We start from the raw sequence: 17,772 nt of genomic DNA, 5'->3' as shown, positions 1-17,772 counted from the left end.
TAGCAAAAAGCTAACAAAAATAATTAAGATAATTTAAGTTTCGTTTGGATAAATAATTTCTCATAAATTTAGAAAGTATTATCATCAAATAGAGAGCTTTAAATTTAGGAGGAATATTTATGACAGATAAGACATTAACATGCAGAGATTGCGGAAGCGAATTCATATTTTCAGTAGGAGAACAAGAATTCTACAAAGAAAAAGGATTTGAAAATGAGCCAACAAGATGTATATCTTGTAGAAGAGCTAAGAAAGAACAAAATAGAAGATAATTTTAGATTGTTATAAGGCTGTAGTTTAGACTATAGCCTTTTTTGTTATTAAATTTCATATAAAGCGCTAAACTAGTTATTGTTTTTTATACAATCATAATAATGATTTACTGCTAAATCGACTATTGTGCTCACACATACATTAAGGCTTGAATGATTATTTTTTATTTCATTAATTTTTCTTACTGTAGAAGAACGAAGAACATAACATCGCTTAACATCTGGAACTTCATCATTAATTGATGGGATTGAGCCATGACATACAGGAATATTTAAATTATCTAAAGAGTTATAGCTGCTTAAAATTTTATCAACATGAGATTGAGAGGAAGTTGAATATTCATTATTATAAGTTGTACAAGTATTAGAAGATTTATTGATATCATCAAAATTGAATTCTGCAATACATTTACCAACAGGAATTACTGCTTCATCTCCCTCAGCAAAAGTGAATGTATCAAACTCATCTATAACATCAATATTATCTAGTGGCTCAGATTTTTTATAACTCATAAGATTCTCCTTTATAAATACAATATTTATATGTCATTATTTTTATAGTAATAATGCAATTTTAATATACGATAAGAAATATATATTTTTGAGAATAGAAGAATATAGAAATATAAAAATAGATAAATATATATATAGTAAACTTGACTCACATGTATTTTTTGAATAAACGATTTATAGTAGATGCAAGAGTTGATCTTTTGGCTTGAGAACATGGGAATACAAGAATATTTAGATAAAATTAAATACACGAATTTGTGAAAACGAAAACAAAGTCGATATTTAAAATATTATGGAATAAATATATAATAGTGATATAGAACAAGTAAAATGTGAGGTGATTTACTTGAAAAACGAAGAAAAGATAAAAATGGTTATAGCTACACTAAGTAGTAATGCTTTAAAGAAAGGGGAACAAGGGATAACAGCACAAGATATTAGTGAGGTTCTTGGAATAAAGAGAAATGTAATAAGTCATTATTTAAATAGGATGGTTGATGATGGACTAGTAATTAAAACAAAGACTAGGCCTGTATATTTTTTATATAAGGAAGTAATTGATCAATTCAATAATGAACAATTAAATCAAGAAGATGATATTTTTAGTAAGGTTATAGGGGCAAACGGTAGCTTAGCTAATGCTATTAAGGAGTGCAAATCTGCGACATTATATCCTGGGAATGGACTACCTATTCTTTTGACAGGAAGTAGTGGTGTTGGAAAGAGTTTTATGGCAAAGCTGATTTATGAATATGCTAAAGAGAAAAAGGTAATAAAGGAAGATGCAAAATTTATAACTTTTAACTGTGCAGAGTATTCAGATAATAAAGAGCTATTATCATCAAAGTTATTTGGTTATGTTAAGGGAGCTTTTACTGGAGCTGATAAAGAATCAACTGGTGTAATTGACGAATCTGAAAACGGTTATTTATTTCTTGATGAAGTGCATAGGCTATCACCAGAAGGTCAAGAAAAACTATTTTTATTATTGGATAAAGGAGTTTTTGAGAGAATAGGGGAAAGTGGTAATCCAAGAAAAGTAAATGTAAGGTTAATATGCGCAACTACAGAAAAACTAGATGAATTTTTAATAGATACATTCATAAGAAGAATACCTATCATAACTAACTTACCTAGCATTGATGAAAGGCCAATTGATGAAAGGGTAGAGCTTATATATAGATTCTACAAAGATGAAAGTGATATATTAAAGAATGATATTTTTGTGGATAGTGAAGTTATGAATAATTTATTATTCATGAATAAGGTTGGTAATGTAGGTGCTCTTAAAAATGCTATTAAATATAGCTGCGCAAGTAGCTTTAGAAATAGTGTTTCAGGTGAAATAGTTATTAAGCTAGATAATTTACCAGAGTCATTTATTAATACTGATAAGATAAAAAAGGTGTATTTTGATACAAATTTTCATATAAAGTATGGAGAAAAAATATTTGATATAGTATGTAAAAAAGAGACTACTATAATAATTGAACAATATATAAATATGATAGAAGAAATTTATGAAATTACAGAAAAGTATAATGAGAACTTAATAAAATTTGATGAATATAGAAAAATATTAGTGACCAAGCTGAATACAATTAATGAAGCGATAATATCTAATGATGTTCATGAGAGTGATAGTATCAATTTCAAATTATCTTTAAATGTAGTAGAAAAAGCAATAAGTAAATTAGAAAGTAACTATGGAATAAAATATTACAATAATAGTTCTAGAATAATTACATCGGCATTATTATTATTTGAAAATGCTAAAGAACTTAATAATCCAGAAATAATTAATATGCAGAAAGACATAATTAATATACTGAAGAATAAGAATTTTAAATATAACTATATTGCAGTAAAAATACTGAAATATATAGAAGAAAATAAAGAATTTAATCTTGGGATAAATGGTGAGTTGTATATTACACTATTTATTTATATGCTTACAAAAAGTAATGATATAAATGATACAAATGGTATAATAGTTGCCCATGGTGATTCAACTGCAAGCAGCATAGCAAGCGTAGTGAATAAACTTCTTGGAGACTTTATATTTGAACCATTTGATATGCCAATAGATATGAATCCTGAGGAAGTAACAGGAATAATAAAGAATTACATTAAGAATTTTTCAAAGAGTAAAGGAACTATATTTTTAGTGGATATGGGTTCTCTGTTTGAAATATATCCAAGTATAAAAGATATTATGGAAGGTGAAGTTGCTGTTATCAATAATATAACTACTCAGCTTGCTTTAAGTGTTGGAGATATGATAATTAAAGAAAAGAGTATAAAAGAGATAATAGATACAGCAGTAAGAGATACAAAAATAAGCTATAAGTATTTTGAGAGCAAAGAGAAGAAAAAAGCTATTATTACATGTTGTGCTACTGGTATTGGAGTAGCAACTAAAATAAAAGACATAATAAAGAGTTGTATAGATGATGAAAATATAGAAGTATTGGCCTACGATTACTTTAAGTTAAAAAATAATGGATTAAGTGATGTGGTATTTGATGATTATGAAGTTGAATTAATAATAAGTACACTAGACTTAAAGATAAAAGGATTTGATGTGATTTTATTAAGCGACTGTTTTAGAAAAGATGGTGAAGAAAGACTTAGAAAAGTATTTAGTAAGATTGTAAAAAGCAGAAGTGCAGATGTTTTAATTAAGGACTTAATAAAGCTACTATCCCTTCAGAATATTATAAGTAGAATGATTATACTAAATCCAGAAAGAGTAATAAATGATGTAGAAAGAATAATCAATATACTGGAAATCGAATTAGAAGTTAAATTAAATAGTGACTTAAGGTTAACATTATTTATTCATACGGCAATAATGATAGAAAGGGTAGTATTAAACAGGGACACAAAGCTTGATGATGATGATGAAATACATATAAATTGTGACACAAAGGATTTAGAGTTAGTACAGAATATATTAGACAATGAGTTAAAAGAATATTCAATAAAAGTTCCATCTTATGAAACAGCAGTAATAGTGGGCATTATAAAAAATAGAATATAAAATCTGAATTATTTAAAGAAGCGTTACACAAATGTGGCACGCTTCTTGCTTTATATAAAAGTATCAAAGAAACATATGCAGAAATTATTATAGAAATAAATTAAGAAAGGAATGAGTTTATGTTTTTAAAAGAAAGAGATAGACTGATTAGAAAGTTTGATAATGAAACCGTATGGATAGAGCCATGGGGAGATAATAGTCTTAGAGTTAGAGCAACATTATTACCAGAAATGCCTGATAATAAATGGGCATTACTTGATAGACAAGAAAAAGAAAACGATAACTTAAAAATTGAAATAAAAAATAATGAGGCTTCAATAAAAAATGGTAATATATCAGCAACATTTACATCAAGAGGAACAATAATATTTAGAAATCAAAAGGATGAAGTTATTCTTGAAGAATATATACGTCAAAGAGCGGTTTTAAATGATACTGGAAATGAAGATGTTAATGTAAAAACTATAAAAGCATTTTCATCAACTTTAAAATTAAATCCACGTGAATTTAAGCCAATACTTGGAGGCGATTATAATCTTACAGTTAGATTTGAATCTGATCCAGAGGAAAAAATATTCGGTATGGGACAATATCAACAAACATTTTTAAATCTAAAGAATTGTTCCATAGAATTAGCACAAAGAAACTCACAGTCATCTGTTCCATTTTATATTTCAAGTAAAGGATATGGTTTCTTATGGAATAATCCAGGTGTTGGAAAGGTCAACTTTGCTAAAAATATTACAGAGTGGCAGTTATATTCAACAAAGGTTTTAGATTATTGGATTACAGCAGGGGATACGCCAGCTGAGATCGAAGAAAAATATGCAGAGGTAGCAGGTAAAGTACCTATGATGCCAGATTATGCATTAGGATTATGGCAAAGTAAGATGAGATATCAAACACAAGATGAAGTTATGGAAGTTGCTAGGAGATATAAGGAAAAGGGCATAACACCATCTGTTATAGTAATTGACTTTTTCCATTGGACAGAGCAAGGACATTTTGATTTTGATGAAAGATATTGGCCAGATCCAGCTAAAATGATTAAAGAACTTGATGAAATGGGAATAAAAGCAATGATTTCTGTATGGCCAACAGTTTCAACAAACGCTAAGACATATCAAGAATTCTTAGAAAATGGATATTTGATCCATGTTGATAGAGGCGTAAAAATGACAATGCAACAGCTTGGAAATACAGTATTTATTGATACAACAAATCCAAATGCGCAAAAATACGTTTGGAGTAAGCTTAAAGAAAGCTATGTAAGTAAGGGATTCAAGCTATTTTGGTTAGATGTAGCTGAACCAGGATACATGGTATATGATTTTGATAATTATAGATATTATAATGGACCAAGTCTTCAAGTTGCTAACTTATATCCATTAGAATATACAAAGATGGTCTATGATGGATTAAAAGAAGAGGGTGAAGAAAATATAGTCAGCTTAGTAAGATGTGCATGGGCTGGAAGCCAAAGATATGGTGCACTTGCATGGTCTGGTGATATTGATTCAAGCTTTAAAGCATTTAGAAATCAAGTAAATAGCGGATTAAATATGGGAATAGCGGGAATACCTTGGTGGACTACTGATATAGGAGGTTTCCATGGTGGAAATCCTGATGATGAAGAATTTAGAGAATTAATGATACGTTGGTTCCAATATGGAACATTTACTCCAGTGCTAAGAATGCATGGTGATAGGCAACCACACTCAGAGCCTTTAGGTACAGACGGTGGAGGACAATGTTCAAGTGGAGCTCCAAATGAAATTTGGTCTTATGGAGAAGAAAATGAAAAAATATTTACAAAATATATTAGAATTCGTGAAGCTTTAAAACCTTATATTAAGGAGTTAATGAAAGAAGCACATGAAAAGGGAACTCCAATAATGAGACCATTATTCTATGATTTCCCTAATGATAAAACAGCTTGGAATATAGAAAATACATTTATGTTTGGACCAGATATTCTAGTTGCTCCAATTATAAATTACAAAGAAAGAGAAAGAGAAGTTTACCTTCCAACAGGAGAAAATTGGATAGATGCAAATACAGGTAAACAATACAGCGGAGGCAATTACTATACGATTGATGCTGATATTGATTCCATTCCAGTATTTTATAAACTAAACAATGAAGCAGTTAAGCTTCCTATGTTTAAGGACATAGTGAGAGGAGAATAGAAATGTATAAGATTATTATTGCTACACATGGAAATTTAGCACAAAGTATAAATGACACGCTTAGCCTTTTTGTTGGTGAAGATAAGGAAGTATATTCTATATGCTTAGATGACAAAGGCATATCAGAATTTGAAAAAAAGGCAGATAATGTAATTGAAGAAATTGGAGCAGATGAGGTGCTTATTTTCACAGATTTATTTTATGGGAGTCCATTTAATGTATTCTCATCTAAAATTGAAAAGTTTACGAATTCATATGAAATAATTGCAGGTGTGAATATGCCTGGAATATTGGAAGCCGTACTTAAACAAAAGGATATGACACTAAAAGAAGCATTGCCTTCAATTATAGAAGCTAATAAGCCAGTTATATTTAGTGAAAAATTTAATTTAAATAATATGAATGAAGATGATGAATAAAAAGGAGGAAGAAATTAATGGAATTACAATTTTGGCAAATGGCACTGGTTATTTTATACGGCCTATTTATTAACTATGAAAAAAACAGTACAATGTTTGGAACATATCAACCTGTAATGTGTGGTTTTGTGGTTGGATTGATATTAGGTGATGTTAAAACTGGATTATATGTTGGTGGAACATTACAATTAATGTCACTTGGTATTAGTAATTTTGGTGGAGCATCAGTTCCTGACTATCAAACAGCAACTATTGTTGGTACATTTATAACTATATCTACTGGTCAAAAGCCAGAAGTTGGAATTACTATAGGCATTCCAGTAGCATTATTCATGGTTCAATTAGATGTATTAAGAAATACATTTGGTATATTCTTGCAACACAAAGCAGAAAAATATGCAGAGTCAAGAGAATATAATAAAATTCAGTTAATGCAGATGGTAGGTGTGGCTGTAACAATGTTAACTACAGGAATACCAGTATTCTTAGCTGTAGTATTTGGACCAGATCTTGTAAACACTATTTTAAATTATACTCCAGAATGGCTAATAGGTGGATTATCAGTAGCGGGAGGATTACTTCCAGCTGTAGGTATTGGATTACTATTACGTTATCTACCAGTAAAAAGTTATATTAGTTATCTTATTATAGGTTTTGTTCTTGCTGTTTATTTAAATATACCAATATTAGGAGTAGCTCTATTAGGAGCAGCAATAGCATTACTTAACTATAAAAAGAGCACTCAATTAGAAGCTCAAACTCAAACTGTAGGAGGTATGGATGAAGATGAATAATGAAGTAAAACAACAAGAAACAGTTTTAGATAAAAAAACACGTTATAAAGTTTTATGGAGATGGATATTTACAAGTAGTGTATCATCAAACTATGAAAAAATGCAGGCACTTGCTTATTGTTATGCTATTATGCCTTTCCTAAAATTCATTCATAAAGGTGATCCAGATGGTCTACAAACAGCAGTAAAAAATCATTTACAGTTCTTCAATACAAATCCATGGATAGCTCCATATGTATTAGGAGTAAACATAGGTATTGAAGAAAAAGAAAAAAATAATGCAGCTGAAGCAATAGCATCTCTAAAGACAGGACTTATGGGACCACTTGCTGGGCTTGGTGATAGTATGTTTGTTGTTATACCTTGGACAATATTTGGAGCAATTGCTGCCAATATGGCTCTTCAAGGCAGTGCTATTGGAATAGTTCTATGGCTTGCAGTTGGAATTACATTAAAAATGTTAAGTTTTCCTCTTTTTGAAATGGGATATAAGTCAGGTACAAGTTTAGTAAATTCTTTAGGTAAAAAGTTAAAAACAATTTCAGAATGTGTTGCAATACTAGGTTTAATGGTTGTAGGGGCCTTAATTCCATCAGTTATTAAAGCAAATATAGCTTTCGAATTTGCCCAAGGTGATGTAACAATGAAAGGACAAGATATTTTAAATCAAATTATGCCAGGAATAATCCCAGCAGCGCTTGTGTTTTTAGTTTACTATCTTTTAGGTAAAAAAGTAAAACCAGTTTATTTAATACTATTAGTTATGGTAATTGCAGTACTTGCATATGTATTAAAAATATTAAAATAGGAGTTGATTAGTTATGGAAGGAATTACACATATAAGAATAGATGACCGTCTTATCCATGGTCAAGTAGCTACAATGTGGACAAATGAATTAGGGGCTACACGCATAATGGTTATAAATGATGAAGTAGCAAATAATGATATGCAAAAATCATTACTTAGGATGGCAGCGCCACCTAATGTAAGTACATCTATTATTACTAGAGAAACAGCAGTAAAAAATATATCATCTGGCAAGTATAAAGGACAGAAAGTATTTATTGTTGTTAAATCGCCATTAGATATATTATATTTACTTAATAATGGGTTAGATATAAAAGAAATAAATGTAGGAAATATGTCAGCAAAATCAAATACAGAAGTTATAAAAACTACAATTAGTGTTACTAAGGAAGAAAAAGAAGCATTTAAAGAACTTATAGAAAGAGGAGTAGAAGTGACAGCAATAATGACACCTGGAGCTCCTAAAGTATATCTTAAAGATTCATTATAAAATAAACTAAAGAAAGGAGATTAGCATAAATCAAATAAATTTCATGCTAATTTCCTTTTGCTTTAAATCGAAAAAAAATATATTATAATTTTAAAGTATTATTTTAAACAGGAAATTATTATTTAATTTCTTTAGAACTTATATAATTTTATGTATTCAAATATAGCCGTATAAAGGAGATGAAAATTATGAAGGGTATAGTTCATATAAGAATAGATGATAGATTACTACATGGTCAAGTTGTAGCATTTTGGAGTAATTCATTGCAAATATCAAGAGTAATGGTAATAAATGATGAAGTAGCTAATGATGAGCTTCAAAAAACATTTCTAAGAATGGTGGCTCCAGCCAATATAAGAACGTCTATATTGGGTAAAGAAACAGCAGTAAAAAATATTTTAAATGAGAAATATTTAGGACAAAGAGTAATGATAATTGTTAAGAATCCCAAAGATATATTGGATTTAATGGATTTAGGATTGGATATAAAAGAAGTGAATGTTGGAAATATGGCGTCACGAAAGGATACTATTCAAATAAAAAGATCAGTTAGTATAACTAATGATGAGCTTGGAAATTTCCTACAGCTTGAGAAGAGAGGGGTGCTGTTAACTGCGATGATGGTACCTGATGAAGGTAAAAATTATTTAAAGGATTACTTAAAAAAGGCTGTAAAGGTTTAGTAAATATAAGAATAAGCGAATAAGTAAATATATATTCTTAGGAATATATATTTACTTATTAATTCTATATTTACTTATAAAGTGAACCTAGGTCAATATTTTGAACACATTTATTCCTGCAAATAGCCAGTGTTTTTTATAACAAATGATAGGCAAGCTAATGCACATGCACCAGTAGCCCCTCTATTATAATTGAAGTTTTCAATTTCAATATCCACATTTCTTTTAGTGGGAATAAACATTAATTGATTTTCTATAATTTCTAAAATAAATGTTCTAAATTCATCATTTGTGAATAACTCACTATTTAAGTATATTTTATCTGCATCTTGCATGATTAGAGTATTTGCTATTGATGTACCAAGAAGTTTAATTCCTAATACAATACGTTCTTTGAAATAGGGATCATTAAGCTTATATGCATCTATAATGGTTTTAATATTTATTTCATCAGATGTTTCAACTAGTGAGTGAAGAACTGTATTAGTTGAATTTTCAAAAAGATATTTAGCATTTTTTATTAACCATGATTCAGATATGTATGTTTGTAAACAACCATTTTTTCCACATTCGCATTTAGGCCCATTAATATCTACTACTGTATGACCTATTTCACCTAAATAAAAGTTAGATTTGAATCCAATATGATTCGAATTAAAGAAAGAACAAAATAGGCCATGACCAACATGCAAAAATAAAAATTTTTCTGGTGTTTTTAATGGATTAAAAAGATATTCACCTAAAGCCATACATTCAATATTGTTTTCTGCAATAATTGGAAAATTAAAGTTTTTATTTATTTTTGATAAAGAAAAATCTTTCCACATTTTATTGTTAGATATAATGGATTTATTTATTGAATCAAAGTGCCCTGGAATTGCAATGCCAGCTCCTATTATCTTAGAAGTATCTAATGTTTCACAGGCAGTATTAATCATATCTATAATTAATTGATTTATATGCGTTACATTAAAATCGTTTAATTCTTTTTTTAGATTATAGACTACATTTCCGCAGGCATCTGTAACTGAAAGAAAAAGGCCTTTCATATTAAATTCAATGCCCAAAAAGAATCCAGCTGAAGGGTTTAGTATTAGAACTTTTCTTTTTCTACCAGAGCCCAGTGCTCCTTGTACTTCTGCACCAGTTTCAATTATAAGGTTTTTGTCTAATAATTCACCTACAATACTAGTAATAGTCGCAGGTGTAATACCAGTCGAGTGTGCTATCTCAATACGAGAAGTCTGTGGATTCCTATAAATAAACTCTAGTACCGTGCTCATATTTAAGTTAAAAGCATCTAAATTTTTTTTATTATACATTATAAATACCTCCGTTTATAATACATAGACTATTTTACTCTATTTTTTGATTGATTTAAAGCTTTTAATATTAATAAATTATAAATTTAATATTTACAATTAAACGATTACGTGATAATATTTATTTATAAATTATAAATAAAAAGGAGATAGAGAAATGAAAGTTTTTTTTGAATTCTTAGAAAAAAGACTGGCACCATTAGGAGAAAAGCTTGGAAATCAACGACATTTAAAAGCATTACGTGAAGGAATTATGATGGCAATGCCATTGGTATTAATTGGATCTATATTTGTTTTAATTGCTAGTTTTCCAATTGATTCGTGGACAAATTGGTTAAAGACACATTGGCAATTAGATGTTTTATTAAATACAATGGTTAACAATACATTTGGTCTTATTGCACTAGTAACAAGTTTTGGAATTGCTTATCGTTTAGCTGAATCCTATAATACAGATGGACCTTCTGCAGGCGTGTTGGCTTTAAGTAGTTTTCTATTAGTTACACCAACAATAACCGATGCTAATAACGCTGCTGGAATTCCATATGGAATGTTAGGGGGAAAGGGCCTATTTGCTGCAATCGTTGTAGCTATTATTTCTGCTGAAATTTATCGATGGTTTATTCAAAAAAATATTACAATTAAAATGCCAGAAAGTGTTCCTGAGGTAGTAAGTAAATCGTTTTCGGCGCTAATTCCTGGAACTGTAATAATTTTATTCTTTTCAATAGTTCTAAAAGTGTTAGATGTATTGGAGTTAGGTAGTTTAAATAATGTTCTTGCATTTGTTATTGGCAAACCTTTAGGCCTTATTGGAGGTACATTGCCAGGCACATTTATAGCAGTTCTTCTAAATTCTATTTTCTGGTTCTGTGGTGTTAATGGTGGACAAGTTGTTGGATCTGTTATGAATCCAATATGGCTTCAATATACAGATGAAAACAGATTGGCTCAAGCTGCTGGAGAAGTTTTGCCTCATATAATTACAGCTCCTTTTATGGATTTATTTGTATATATTGGTGGAGGCGGTGCAACTATTGGATTAGCACTATGTCTAATATTTTTTAGTAAGAGCAATGAGTATCGTACACTTGGAAAGATTTCAGGCATTCCAGCTTTATTTAATATAAATACAGCAATTTTATTTAGTTTCCCAACAGTACTTAATCCAATTATGATAATACCGTTTGTTTTAACACCTGTAGTAAATGCAATTATTACGTATTTTGCAATGGTAAGTGGACTTGTCCCCCTTACGACTGGTGTAACATTACCTTGGACAACACCACCTATTATTGGAGGATTCCTTGCTACAGGAGGAAGCTGGCAGGGTGCAGCACTGCAGGTGGTTTTAGTAGCAGTTTCATTCCTTATTTATTATCCATTCTTTAAATCTGCAGATAAAAGGAATTTAGCTATTGAAAAGAAAAATAATTAAGAGGTGAATATTATGAATTTAAAAATAAGCTTTGATTTAGAAAAAAGTTTTGCTGAATTTTGTAAAGGAGAAATGAAGTATTATTTTGAAAAAATATTTTCTATAAATATTAAAGAAACTGAAAAGGAAAGTGAAGCTGATATTATTTTACAGATTATTCCTGATTTAGACATCAACAAGAATGACTTAATTGAAATAAAATTATTAGAAGGTAAAGGAAAAATTCAATCAAATACACGATCTGGTCTGCTTATTGGTATTTATCGTTTCTTTTCAGAATTTGGTGTAAGATATTTACGTCCAGGAAGAGAAAACGAGTACACAGTAAAAAGAGACATTGAGGATTTTATTAGCAAAAAAATTACTATTTCAGAACAGGCTAGTTTTAAACATAGAGGTATTTGTATTGAGGGCGCTGATTCTTTTGAAAATGTTAAAAATTTTGTTGATTGGTTACCTAAGATTGGTTTGAATAGCTTCTTCATTCAATTTGAAAATCCATATTCATTCTTTAAAAGATGGTATGAACATGAATTTAATCCGTACTTAGAAAATGATGAATTTAATACAGATATATCACAAAAAATGAGTGATTTAATTGATGAAGAGATTTCTAAGAGAGGTATTGTACATCATAGAGTTGGACATGGATGGACAGGTGAAGTATTAGGTTATTCGTCAAAATATGGATGGGAATCTGGTTTAACACTACCTGAAGAGAAGAAACCATTGGTAGCAGAACTAAATGGAAAGAGGGAATTGTTCGGAACTGCCCCTATATTGACTAGTTTGGATTTTTCTAATCCTGAGGTTTCTAGTAAGATGGTACAGTTAATTGTCGATTATGCAAAAGAGAGAAAAGATGTTGACTATCTTCATGTATGGTTATCTGATGCACGAAATAATATTTGTGAGTGTGAAAAATGTCAGAAAGAGATACCTTCTGATCAATATGTGCGTATCTTAAATGAATTAGATAATGCGTTAAATAAAGAAGGACTTGAGACAAAAATATGTTTTCTATTATATCATGAATTATTATTTGCACCATGTAAAGAAAAAATAAATAATCCTGATAGATTTACAATGATGTTTGCACCAATTACAAGAACTTTTGAAAAAAGTTATGCAGATGTAGATTATGAAAAAGGGGTTCCAGAACCAAAAGAATATCAAAGAAATAAAATAGTTCTTCCCAATTCTTTAGAAGAAAATCTATCATATTTATTCAGTTGGAAAAAAACGTTTTCTGGAGACAGCTTTGTTTATGATTATCCGCTAGGACGTGCTCATTATGGTGATTTAGGTTATATGAAAATTAGTAAAATAATTTATAGAGATATTCAATTTCTAGATAAGTTAGATCTAAATGGCTATATCAGTTGTCAAGAATTAAGAGCTGGATTTCCACATAATTTCCCGAATTATGTAATGGGGAAAATGCTTTGGAATAACAAATTATCTTATGAGGATTTAAAAGAAGAGTATTTTGAAGCTATGTATGGGGAAGAATGGATTCAAGTATGTGACTATTTGGAGAAGCTATCAGAATATTCATCATGTGATTATTTCAATGCAATTGGAGATAGACTTAATACAGAACTCTCAATTAAATATAAAATATCTAATAATTTAGCTAATGAATTTCTATCAGAAATAGAAAAAAACACTGAAGCTGTAAGTGGACTCCAGAAAGAACAATGGAGACAGTTAGGTTTTCATAGAGAGTATGTTTGTAAACTTTCAAAAGCTTTACAACTACTTTGTGAAGGAAATAATGAGCTAGGACAAAGACAGTGGAGAGACTTATTAGATTTCATTAGAAGAAATGAACCATATATACAAAATAATTTAGATGTCTATAGAGTAATTGAGGTGGCAAAAAATTACACAGGTTTCATTTTATAGAGTTTATAGAAAGAAGTATGGCATCAAAAGTTTATTTGATGCCATGTACTGTGAGGTAAGTAATGTTAAAGAAAAATAAAAGGTCTATAATTCCTATATTTTTATTACCGTTATTAATTGTTTATGTAGTATTTCAATTATATCCCATTATTTTAAATGTAATTTATTCTTTTCTAAATTGGAATGGAATTACTAAATGGGCTAATTTTATTGGCTTAGAAAATTATAAAGAAATAATATTTGATGGACTTTTTTGGAATGCATTTAAAAACAGTATTTTATTTGCGATTTTTGGAACACTTTTTCAAGTCTTTATTTCGTTTTCTATAGCATATTTTGTTGAATTTAACTCGTTTAAATTTAAAAAAATAATCCGATTAGTTTTTATAATGCCTATAGTTGCCACTTCTGCAACAATTGGAATTATAATGAAGGCGATTTTTAGTTATAATGGGGTTTTGAATATGTTCTTTAAAAAGATAGGAATGGGAGAAATTAATTGGTTAGCGGACCCTGTATGGACTTTTATAATGATTATTCTTGTATCTATATGGAAGGAGACAGGAACGCTTTTTATTTATTGGATGGCGAGTTTTAAATTAGTTTCTACATCAATAATTGATGCAGCTAATTTAGATGGAGCAACAGGAAGAGCAATGTTTATCCATATCATTTTTCCAATAATTAAGCCAGTTGCATTATTTGTTACAATGATTACTTTCTTAAATTCACTAAAGGTTTTTGATATAATTCAGACTCTAACCTCTGGTGGTCCATATTTCTCAACTGATATGTTATCGACCTATATTTACAGGACAGCATTTTCAAGTAGTTTCGGTGCACCAAGACTAAGCTATGCGAGTGCAGCTTCAGTACTGTGTTTAATTTTTATATTAATAATTGCATATACATCTAAGATTCTTCTGAAGAATATTAAAAGGAAGTGAGAGAGTGATGATTAAGAAAATTACCTTAATCTTATTAATGTTTATATGGTTTTTACCATTTTTAATCATGTTATTAATAGCTTTTAATAGCCAGAATACATTATCTTTTAGTGATTTACTTAACATTAGCAATATTACCTTTAGTAATTTTACTAATGCATGGCAGGAAGCTAATTTTTCTCAATATTTTTTGAATACGATTATCATAACAATTTCTTCTGTGATAATTATACTCTGTATCACTTCTTTAGCTGGTTATATTATGGGGAGGTTTGAGTTTTGTGGAAAGAAATTCATATATTCTATTTTGGTACTTTCAATGGGAATGCCTATGATATTTTTTTCAATACCTGTGTACCAGATATTAAGAATGTTAAACTTTGAAAATTCAATAATAGGGTTAATTTTAGCAGAGATAGGTGGAGGGCATGTCATATTTATACTCCTTTTTGTTAGCTTTTTTCGGTCTATTCCTAATGAAATTGAGGAAGCAGCTGTGATTGATGGTGCAAATTCTTACAATATTTTTTTGAGAATAATGTTTCCGCTTTCAAAACCTATTATTGGAACAGTAGTTATAACACAGTCAATATGGACATGGAACTCCTTTTTATACCCGTTAATTCTATCAATTAACAATCCAAGTATTAGGACATTATCAGTAGGATTATATTCATTTCAAGGAGAGAACATTGTAGATTGGGGAAGTATATCTGCTGGAGCTTGCATAACTATAATACCAATAATTATTTTATTTATTATTTTCCAAGACTACTTTATACAAGGAATATCAGGAGCCATAAAGGAGTAGGGTATGATGAAAAAATTATGTGCAGTTGTATTTATTCTATTATTTACATTGACCGGATGTGGAATTGGAGTAGATATTGTTGAATATGGGAATGAAGGAAAAAATTTAGATAATAGTAATGAGATTATTAAGACAGATAAAGAAGAAAAAGTAACATTAAATATTGTAGACTGGAGTGATAGTACAAAAAAATCTAGAGAGAAACTCAATGATCGTTTTATGAAAGACCATCCTAATGTTACTATAAATTACACTACATTAACTCAAGCTCAGTTTAATGAAACAATGTTATCTGGAATTAGATCAGGAAATGCACCAGACTTATTTCCACTTCCTAGTACTGTATTTTTTTCTACTGCTATTAATGAAGGATGGTTCATTCCCTTAAATAGGTATTTAGATTCTAATTTCTTTTCATCTTTAAAAGATAATGTATTTAAGCAAAATATTACAACAAAAGAAGAGAGTATATATCTTTTGCCAGAAGCAGAAGAAATTCCAAGTACTTTAATTTTTTATAATAAAAAGGTACTGAAAGAAGCAGGAATTTCTCTTAATCAACTTCCAACAACCTGGGAAGAATTTCTTAATATTACCAAGCTAGTGAGTGAAAAAGGAAATGGAAAATATTTTGGAATAGTTACAAGTGGAGCTCAAAAAAATAGAATAGATTTAGAATTAAGAAGCTTTGCAGAAGTAGCAGGAGCTAGATTAGGACCTGCTGGTCAAATTTTTTTAAACAATGGAGAAAATCAATTTGATTCTCCTCAAGTAATGGAAGCATTAGATTTTTACAATGAATTATATCAAAATGGCTGTTTTCATCCAGATTCAGCTTCTCTTTCTGCACCAGAGGCAAGGAATATTTTTGCGGAAAATAAGGCTGCATTTATAGTTCAAGGATCATGGTGTATTCCAGTTTGGGAAGAGGATAATCCAGATTTAGATTTTGGAGTGATGAAAATTCCGGATAAAAATAAATCTCAGAGCTCTAAAATGATTCGTCCTTTTACTAAGGGATGGATGGGAATATCATCTAGCAGTAAACATCCAGATATAGCAGCAGAGTATTTGGAATACTTATATTCCTATGAATATCAAAAGGAACTTGTCAAAAAAGGTGGTTTTGTTTCAATTAGGAATGACTTGGGAGAAGAGGATATAGAAGATGAGGTAATGAAGTGTTACTATCAGTTATCTATGGAACAGAGCATTGAAGTTATAAATCCGATAGAAAAAAATGAATATTTAGAATTAGTTTATACAAATTTACCTCAATTAATACCGGATTTTGGAGACATATCATCTAGCATCCTTTCTGGGGATAAGAATTATAAGGATAAAATGAAGGACTATTCAAATAAACTGCAAGAAAAGTTAAAAATGTCTATTGATAGTGTTAAAAAGAAATATCCTGTTAAAATTGATGATTTTAACTATAGTGACTAAAAACTAAAGGGAATAGCTTTTTTGCAGTTATTAAAAGATTGAAAATATTTTATATGTAAGCCAGGAGAAAAGGAAATATAGAATAATTCGAAAATGTTATTAAACCAATTGAATGTCAGTTTTAATACTCAGAATATAAATAATTGCTGAATAAAAATAGGAGGAAAGTTGCATATGAAAATAATTGAATTTAATGAAGAAGAAAATAGTAAGAATCTCAATAGAATTCTTTTAGGGCATTTAGCAGAAAGAACACATCTTAAAACAAGAAATGAAAGTAGTATTTCATTAGCAGCTTTTGAAGAAGATAATTACATTGGAGGAATCACGGCACAAAAAGTATTTGAGACCTGCTTTGTAGATTTATTAGCTGTAGAAAAAAAATATCAAGAACTTGGAGTAGGAAGAAAATTAATTTTAGAATTAGAAAATGAAGTTAAAAGGCATGGGTGCAAAAAAATTTTTTTAACTACACAGGACTATCAAGCAAGAAGGTTTTATGAAAAAATGGGATATAGTGTGGTTTTCGAACTAAACGATATTCCATTTAAAGGAACTACTAGGATTTTCTTGATAAAGGGTGTTTAAATCAACTGATTATTCATACATTTCTAAAGTAAATTAAAAATATAACTGGGAATTTCATTTCTAGTATATTTAATAAAAAATATTTAATAAAGGATTAT

Annotated in this window: 16 protein-coding genes; 14 read left to right on the top strand and 2 right to left on the bottom strand. The window is 29.3% G+C overall.

Going from position 1 to position 17,772, the window contains the following annotated elements:
• Positions 1-119 precede the first annotated feature (119 nt).
• Positions 120-272 (top strand): zinc-ribbon domain-containing protein, encoded by a 153-nt coding sequence (locus CNEONATNEC86_RS20610; RefSeq protein WP_125147907.1) that lies wholly within the window; start codon positions 120-122, stop codon positions 270-272.
• A 72-nt stretch (positions 273-344) separates the two neighbouring features.
• Here the strand turns inward: CNEONATNEC86_RS20610 and CNEONATNEC86_RS20605 are convergent, their stop codons facing one another.
• Entirely contained in the window at positions 345-785 is a 441-nt protein-coding gene (locus CNEONATNEC86_RS20605; protein WP_125147906.1) for a hypothetical protein, read from the bottom strand.
• A 346-nt stretch (positions 786-1,131) separates the two neighbouring features.
• Between CNEONATNEC86_RS20605 and CNEONATNEC86_RS20600 the strand changes: the two genes are divergently transcribed.
• The 7 genes from CNEONATNEC86_RS20600 to CNEONATNEC86_RS20570 all read left to right on the top strand — a co-directional run bounded on the left by CNEONATNEC86_RS20600 (position 1,132) and on the right by CNEONATNEC86_RS20570 (position 9,211).
• Positions 1,132-3,828 (top strand): sigma 54-interacting transcriptional regulator, encoded by a 2,697-nt coding sequence (locus tag CNEONATNEC86_RS20600; RefSeq protein WP_159136743.1) that lies wholly within the window; start codon positions 1,132-1,134, stop codon positions 3,826-3,828.
• Between the two features lie 119 nt (positions 3,829-3,947).
• Positions 3,948-6,017, top strand: coding sequence for a glycoside hydrolase family 31 protein (locus CNEONATNEC86_RS20595; RefSeq protein ID WP_125147904.1), 2,070 nt, complete (start codon positions 3,948-3,950; stop codon positions 6,015-6,017).
• 2 nt (positions 6,018-6,019) lie between these two features.
• Positions 6,020-6,436 (top strand): PTS sugar transporter subunit IIA, encoded by a 417-nt coding sequence (locus CNEONATNEC86_RS20590; protein WP_058293311.1) that lies wholly within the window; start codon positions 6,020-6,022, stop codon positions 6,434-6,436.
• A gap of 17 nt (positions 6,437-6,453) precedes the next feature.
• Positions 6,454-7,230, top strand: coding sequence for a PTS mannose/fructose/sorbose/N-acetylgalactosamine transporter subunit IIC (locus CNEONATNEC86_RS20585; RefSeq protein ID WP_058293312.1), 777 nt, complete (start codon positions 6,454-6,456; stop codon positions 7,228-7,230).
• The gene (locus tag CNEONATNEC86_RS20580) at positions 7,223-8,038 is read left to right on the top strand and encodes a PTS system mannose/fructose/sorbose family transporter subunit IID (protein WP_058293368.1); all 816 of its coding nucleotides are present in this window, start codon (positions 7,223-7,225) and stop codon (positions 8,036-8,038) included. Before CNEONATNEC86_RS20585 ends, CNEONATNEC86_RS20580 begins: the two co-directional genes overlap by 8 nt.
• Before the next feature lie 13 nt (positions 8,039-8,051).
• A complete protein-coding gene (locus CNEONATNEC86_RS20575) occupies positions 8,052-8,528 on the top strand; it encodes a PTS sugar transporter subunit IIB (RefSeq protein WP_058293313.1) in 477 nt (158 codons plus the stop codon).
• Positions 8,529-8,716: 188 nt separating this feature from the next.
• Positions 8,717-9,211, top strand: a complete 495-nt coding sequence (locus CNEONATNEC86_RS20570) for a PTS sugar transporter subunit IIB (protein ID WP_058293314.1) — start codon at positions 8,717-8,719, stop codon at positions 9,209-9,211.
• 110 nt (positions 9,212-9,321) lie between these two features.
• Here CNEONATNEC86_RS20570 and CNEONATNEC86_RS20565 read toward each other — a convergent pair whose 3' ends face one another.
• Entirely contained in the window at positions 9,322-10,533 is a 1,212-nt protein-coding gene (locus CNEONATNEC86_RS20565) for an ROK family transcriptional regulator (protein ID WP_125147900.1), read from the bottom strand.
• Between the two features lie 157 nt (positions 10,534-10,690).
• Between CNEONATNEC86_RS20565 and celB the strand changes: the two genes are divergently transcribed.
• From celB to CNEONATNEC86_RS20535, 6 genes are all read left to right on the top strand, one after another.
• Complete coding sequence (gene celB, locus CNEONATNEC86_RS20560; RefSeq protein WP_058293316.1) at positions 10,691-11,971, top strand: PTS cellobiose transporter subunit IIC; 1,281 nt, start codon at positions 10,691-10,693, stop codon at positions 11,969-11,971.
• 12 nt (positions 11,972-11,983) lie between these two features.
• On the top strand, positions 11,984-13,879 hold the full coding sequence (locus tag CNEONATNEC86_RS20555) for a DUF4838 domain-containing protein (protein WP_058293317.1): 1,896 nt from the start codon (positions 11,984-11,986) through the stop codon (positions 13,877-13,879).
• Between the two features lie 62 nt (positions 13,880-13,941).
• Positions 13,942-14,826 carry a carbohydrate ABC transporter permease gene (locus CNEONATNEC86_RS20550; RefSeq protein WP_058293318.1) on the top strand — a complete coding sequence of 295 codons (885 nt, stop codon included), beginning with the start codon at positions 13,942-13,944 and terminating at the stop codon, positions 14,824-14,826.
• A gap of 7 nt (positions 14,827-14,833) precedes the next feature.
• A complete protein-coding gene (locus CNEONATNEC86_RS20545; protein WP_058293369.1) occupies positions 14,834-15,637 on the top strand; it encodes a carbohydrate ABC transporter permease in 804 nt (267 codons plus the stop codon).
• A 3-nt stretch (positions 15,638-15,640) separates the two neighbouring features.
• Positions 15,641-17,086, top strand: coding sequence for an ABC transporter substrate-binding protein (locus CNEONATNEC86_RS20540; protein WP_230132324.1), 1,446 nt, complete (start codon positions 15,641-15,643; stop codon positions 17,084-17,086).
• Between the two features lie 174 nt (positions 17,087-17,260).
• Positions 17,261-17,674 carry a GNAT family N-acetyltransferase gene (locus CNEONATNEC86_RS20535; RefSeq protein WP_058293320.1) on the top strand — a complete coding sequence of 138 codons (414 nt, stop codon included), beginning with the start codon at positions 17,261-17,263 and terminating at the stop codon, positions 17,672-17,674.
• Positions 17,675-17,772 lie beyond the last annotated feature (98 nt).

This window comes from Clostridium neonatale, assembly GCF_900465025.1.
GTDB lineage: Bacteria > Bacillota > Clostridia > Clostridiales > Clostridiaceae > Clostridium > Clostridium neonatale.
This window is presented reverse-complemented; position numbering and strand designations above follow the sequence as displayed.

Bases quoted from the DNA above. Each gene is read 5' to 3' on its own strand.
- CNEONATNEC86_RS20575 (WP_058293313.1), top strand. From the start codon at position 8,052: ATGGAAGGAATTACACATATAAGAATAGATGACCGTCTTATCCATGGT.
- CNEONATNEC86_RS20550 (WP_058293318.1), top strand. From the start codon at position 13,942: ATGTTAAAGAAAAATAAAAGGTCTATAATTCCTATATTTTTATTACCG.
- celB (WP_058293316.1), top strand. From the start codon at position 10,691: ATGAAAGTTTTTTTTGAATTCTTAGAAAAAAGACTGGCACCATTAGGA.
- CNEONATNEC86_RS20580 (WP_058293368.1), top strand. From the start codon at position 7,223: ATGAATAATGAAGTAAAACAACAAGAAACAGTTTTAGATAAAAAAACA.
- CNEONATNEC86_RS20545 (WP_058293369.1), top strand. From the start codon at position 14,834: ATGATTAAGAAAATTACCTTAATCTTATTAATGTTTATATGGTTTTTA.
- CNEONATNEC86_RS20585 (WP_058293312.1), top strand. From the start codon at position 6,454: ATGGAATTACAATTTTGGCAAATGGCACTGGTTATTTTATACGGCCTA.
- CNEONATNEC86_RS20535 (WP_058293320.1), top strand. From the start codon at position 17,261: ATGAAAATAATTGAATTTAATGAAGAAGAAAATAGTAAGAATCTCAAT.
- CNEONATNEC86_RS20555 (WP_058293317.1), top strand. From the start codon at position 11,984: ATGAATTTAAAAATAAGCTTTGATTTAGAAAAAAGTTTTGCTGAATTT.
- CNEONATNEC86_RS20590 (WP_058293311.1), top strand. From the start codon at position 6,020: ATGTATAAGATTATTATTGCTACACATGGAAATTTAGCACAAAGTATA.
- CNEONATNEC86_RS20610 (WP_125147907.1), top strand. From the start codon at position 120: ATGACAGATAAGACATTAACATGCAGAGATTGCGGAAGCGAATTCATA.
- CNEONATNEC86_RS20565 (WP_125147900.1), bottom strand. From the start codon at position 10,533: ATGTATAATAAAAAAAATTTAGATGCTTTTAACTTAAATATGAGCACG.
- CNEONATNEC86_RS20540 (WP_230132324.1), top strand. From the start codon at position 15,641: ATGATGAAAAAATTATGTGCAGTTGTATTTATTCTATTATTTACATTG.
- CNEONATNEC86_RS20595 (WP_125147904.1), top strand. From the start codon at position 3,948: ATGTTTTTAAAAGAAAGAGATAGACTGATTAGAAAGTTTGATAATGAA.
- CNEONATNEC86_RS20605 (WP_125147906.1), bottom strand. From the start codon at position 785: ATGAGTTATAAAAAATCTGAGCCACTAGATAATATTGATGTTATAGAT.
- CNEONATNEC86_RS20570 (WP_058293314.1), top strand. From the start codon at position 8,717: ATGAAGGGTATAGTTCATATAAGAATAGATGATAGATTACTACATGGT.